General features: G+C 46.0%; 1 protein-coding gene. It reads right to left on the reverse strand.

Annotated elements, in window-relative coordinates; translation table 11 throughout:
- On the reverse strand, nt 1–1756 hold a 1756-nt coding region (locus A3738_RS17845; protein WP_304440113.1), incomplete at both ends, for a glutamate synthase central domain-containing protein.

Below are 1756 nucleotides of genomic sequence, written 5' to 3' on the forward strand. Positions count from 1 at the left end.
TTACCTTTTTCAATGTCTCGATCCGACAAGACAACAATCACTGAGCCATCACGAACAGCTTGTGCCGCTTTTTCACACACATCTTGAATCGCTGCTTTCAGGCCTTGTTCAGGATCAAATTGCAATGAAACAGTCGCTGAACCAAAACCTAAAGAATTGTCTAAAATCGCAGCAAACTTAGCTGGACTCAAAACAGGCGTAGTTAAAATAATACGCTTAGCGTGCTCAGGAGACTCTTCAAATACATTTCGTTCCGAACCGATGCAGGTTTCAAGCGACATAACAATCGCTTCACGCAAAGGATCGATTGGAGGATTCGTAACCTGTGCAAATTTTTGACGGAAATAATCGGCAACGGAGCGAACGCGCTGTGACAAAACAGCCATTGGCGTATCATCACCCATCGAACCTACTGCTTCTTGTCCCGCCTCACCTAGTGGACGTAAAACTTGATCACGCTCTTCGAAGCTCACTTGGAACATCTTCATTTGCGTTTTCAACTCATCCGAAGGCATTGGTTCAAACGCAGGCGAAGAGCTCTTCAAGCGCGTTTCAAGACGCTGAGCGTTTTCACGCAACCACTTCTTGTAAGGCTTGGCTTCTTTAAGACGCTGATCAATGTCGTCTGTATGCAATACATCGCCGGTCTTCGTATCGATCGCTAAGATTTGTCCAGGACCAATTCGACCCTTCGCAACAACATCTTCAGGCTTATAAGCATAGGTACCGATTTCCGATGCTACTGTAATAAAACCATCTTTAGTAACAACCCAACGACTCGGACGTAGACCGTTACGATCTAGCAAACACACAGCATAACGACCGTCTGTCGTAACTAGGCCTGCAGGGCCATCCCACGGCTCCATGTGCATGGAGTTAAATTCATAGAAAGCACGCAGATCTGCATCCATCGTGTCGACATTTTGCCAAGCCGGTGGAATCATCATTCGAATCGCACGGAAAAGATCCATGCCACCCGTCAGTAATAGCTCGAGCATGTTGTCCATGCTTGATGAGTCAGAACCTGTGCGGTTAACCAACGGCGCAATAGAAGCTAAGTCAGGAAGTCTGTCGCTTTCGAACTTACTCGTACGTGCTAGAGCCCAATTACGGTTACCTTCAATTGTATTGATCTCACCGTTATGCGCTAAAAATCTGAAAGGCTGAGCCAATGGCCACTTTGGCATTGTGTTGGTAGAGAAGCGTTGGTGGAAAACACAAATCGCCGTCTCTAACGCTTCGTTACCAAGATCAAGGTAAAAGTTCGGCAAATCGACAGGCATCATCAAGCCTTTGTACGAAATAACCTGATCTGACAAACTACAAACGTAAAAGTCTTCTTCCTGACTTAACGCACGCTCAATCTTTTTACGGGCGACAAATAACTTTAAGCCAAACGCTTGCTCATCAATATCATCGTTCGCTTCAACAAAAACTTGCTCTATCTGTGGCAAGCAATCTAGAGCCATTCGACCTAAACAAGCATTATCAGTTGGCACAACACGCCATGCTTTAACGTTTAAACCTTCGTCTGCACAGGCAGCTTCAAATGTCGCTCGCGCCTGCGCTGCACGCTCATCATCTAGCTGCAAGAAAATCATGCCTACGCCGTATTGATCACCTAAAGTCAGTGACAATTCTTCTTGTGCGACTTTGCGTAAAAATGAATCTGGCTTTTGTAATAACAAACCACAACCGTCACCTGTTTTGCCATCTGCCGCGATACCACCGCGGTGGGTCATACATGTGAGCGACT

This window comes from Oleiphilus sp. HI0066 (assembly GCF_001635725.1).